At 66.9% G+C, this 2182-nt stretch carries 4 protein-coding genes; 2 read left to right on the plus strand and 2 right to left on the minus strand.

What is annotated here, in order from left to right:
* The first annotated feature begins 66 nt into the window (after nt 1–66).
* A complete protein-coding gene (locus tag ABLE92_RS14760) occupies nt 67–576 on the plus strand; it encodes an MTB12 C-terminal domain-containing protein (protein WP_348805539.1) in 510 nt (169 codons plus the stop codon).
* Nucleotides 577–701: 125 nt separating this feature from the next.
* Nucleotides 702–1250 (plus strand): DUF4190 domain-containing protein, encoded by a 549-nt coding sequence (locus ABLE92_RS14765; protein ID WP_348805540.1) that lies wholly within the window; start codon nt 702–704, stop codon nt 1248–1250.
* 13 nt (nt 1251–1263) lie between these two features.
* Here the strand turns inward: ABLE92_RS14765 and ABLE92_RS14770 are convergent, their stop codons facing one another.
* Both ABLE92_RS14770 and ABLE92_RS14775 read right to left on the minus strand, forming a co-directional pair.
* A complete protein-coding gene (locus tag ABLE92_RS14770; protein ID WP_348805541.1) occupies nt 1264–1599 on the minus strand; it encodes a hypothetical protein in 336 nt (111 codons plus the stop codon).
* A 207-nt stretch (nt 1600–1806) separates the two neighbouring features.
* A complete protein-coding gene (locus ABLE92_RS14775) occupies nt 1807–2040 on the minus strand; it encodes an MbtH family protein (RefSeq protein WP_348805542.1) in 234 nt (77 codons plus the stop codon).
* Between the last annotated feature and the right edge of the window lie 142 nt (nt 2041–2182).

A 2182-nucleotide genomic window follows, 5' to 3' on the forward strand; every position in this document is an offset into this window, starting at 1 on the left:
CCGTAGGCGCCTCCACCTCGGTGGGTTAGTGTGTGCTTACCCGATCCTCGAATGGGAGTTACCGACATGAACCTTCGGAAGTCCGTCGCCGCGGCCGTCCTGGCCGGCGCCGCCGTCTTCACCGTCGCCGCGTGCTCGAGCGACGACAGTTCATCATCCGCGACGTCGACCGCTGCGAGCAGCGTCGCGGAATCCACCACCGAATCCGCCGCGCCCGCGCCGGCCGATCTCGACGCCGCGCAGGCCCAGGTGATCCTGCGCAAGGCGCTCGATCCCAACACCTCCAGCGACGACCTCGACGCCGTGGTGGACGTGTCGAGCCCGGTGACCAAGCCGGCCCTGCAGGCCTACACCAAGGGCGCCTCCGCCGCCGGCTACGGACCCGAGGTCTACACCGTGAAGTCGGTGTCGGCCGACGGCACCGACAAGGCCGCGGCCACCGTCTCGGTCGCCAGCCCGCACGCTCCGCAGCCGGTCGACATCACCCTGGCGTTCGTCAAGGTCGACGGCACCTGGAAGCTGGCCGGCTCCGCGGTCACCCAGCTCACCTCGATGATGGGCCAGCACGGCGGCTGATCGCCGGCGCACCTCGGCAACACCTGCGCCGCACCGGAGACCTTCCGGCGCGGCGCAGGTGTTTTTTCGTCGGTAGCATGGCCGCCATCAAACCCAGCAGTCCAGCAACACCGACAGGAGCGGCCGTGCGCACCGATCAGCCCACGCATCCGATCGCGCCGACCGCGACGGATCGGCACGTCCGGTGGCCGCAGCACAATGACGATGTCGCACCGATCGTGGAAGCCGCACCGATTGTGGAGGCCGCACCGGTACCAGTGATCGAGCCCGTCGCGCCGATCACCCGATTTCCGCTGCGCAGTCCGCGCGACGAGGGACCGCTACCGGCCGTGGGGGAGTATTGGACAGCCGAGTACTGGACGGCCGACGACTGGGCATCCACCCACATCCGGGGCGGCCATGAAGAGGTGCGCTATCCGCACACATCGGGGTGGGCCAATGCCGCACTGATCGGCGGCCTGGTGTCGGTACCGCTCGTGCTACTGCTGGGCATCGGCGGCGTCCTCGGTGTGCTCGCCGTCATCCTCGGGGTCGTCGGGGTGCGGCAGATCCGGCGAGACCCTCTGGCCCGCGGGACGGGACGTGCGATCACCGGGATCGTGGTCGGTACCGGCAGCGCGGTGATCGGGATACCGATCCTGGCACTGGTCCTGACCATCGGCGCCCTGCTCTGAGGGACGGCCCGGATCAACCGACCGCGCGCAGATCCTGACCGGTCGCGGCGATATGACGGCTGAGCCACTGGACCACCTGATCGAGCGCACGCCCCTGGGCATCCGCGTCGGTGATCTCGGCGAGCGCCGGAATGGAATGCAGGATCGCGGCATAGAAGGCCGACTCCATCGACATCCCGTGCCGCCGCATCACGTCGGAGTACGTCTCGATCGCGCGGTCGAGATCGCCGTAGGTGACCATCTGCCCGGCGTAACGCACCGCCGGGAGCGACGGCGTCACCTGGGCACGCGCCCGCACGTCATTCATCACGTCATACATACGCTGCTCCCCACCGTGTGCGAGTTCCATGTCGACCAACCTCCCCGTCAATCGACGGCCACCTGCCAGCCAAGAATCCACCGGCTCACAACCAAGTGATAACCGGACGGGCCACATTGTGAGGAAGTACACACCCAATCGTGGCAATCCGTCCAGTAATCACGGTATAGCCGATGCCCCTGTAATCCAATGTGATCACTGGGGCTGATGTGAAATGGTGACCGCTATGTGACCCGATCAGCTGCCGTCGCGGGCCGCCTGATCGGCCTCCATCGCGTCGATCAGACTCTGCGGGCGCAGATCCGTCCAGTTCTGCTCGACGTATTCCAGGCACGCCGCCCGGCTGTCCTCACCGAACACCTTGGTCCAGCCGGCCGGGATGTCGGCGAACGTGGGCCACAGCGAATGCTGGTTCTCGTCGTTCACCAGCACGAAGAAACGGCCGTTCTCGTCGTCAAAAGGATTGGTCATCGCCGGATGCCCTCTCTGGTTTCTTGTCGAATCGGCGGTCGCCGAATCGGTGATCCGCCATTTGTGTCGTGTCGTCAAGCCGCGATCACTACAGGCTAGTGGGCCGGTGGCGCCGCGATCCACACCCGCCCCGCCGAACGGG

Source organism: Gordonia oleivorans, from assembly GCF_040044975.1.
GTDB classification, from domain to species: Bacteria; Actinomycetota; Actinomycetes; order Mycobacteriales; family Mycobacteriaceae; genus Gordonia; species Gordonia oleivorans.

What these genes read in the sequence shown, in the direction of transcription:
- ABLE92_RS14770 (WP_348805541.1), bottom strand. Translation starts at nt 1,599, where the DNA reads ATGGAACTCGCACACGGTGGGGAGCAGCGTATGTATGACGTGATGAAT.
- ABLE92_RS14775 (WP_348805542.1), bottom strand. Translation starts at nt 2,040, where the DNA reads ATGACCAATCCTTTTGACGACGAGAACGGCCGTTTCTTCGTGCTGGTG.
- ABLE92_RS14760 (WP_348805539.1), top strand. Translation starts at nt 67, where the DNA reads ATGAACCTTCGGAAGTCCGTCGCCGCGGCCGTCCTGGCCGGCGCCGCC.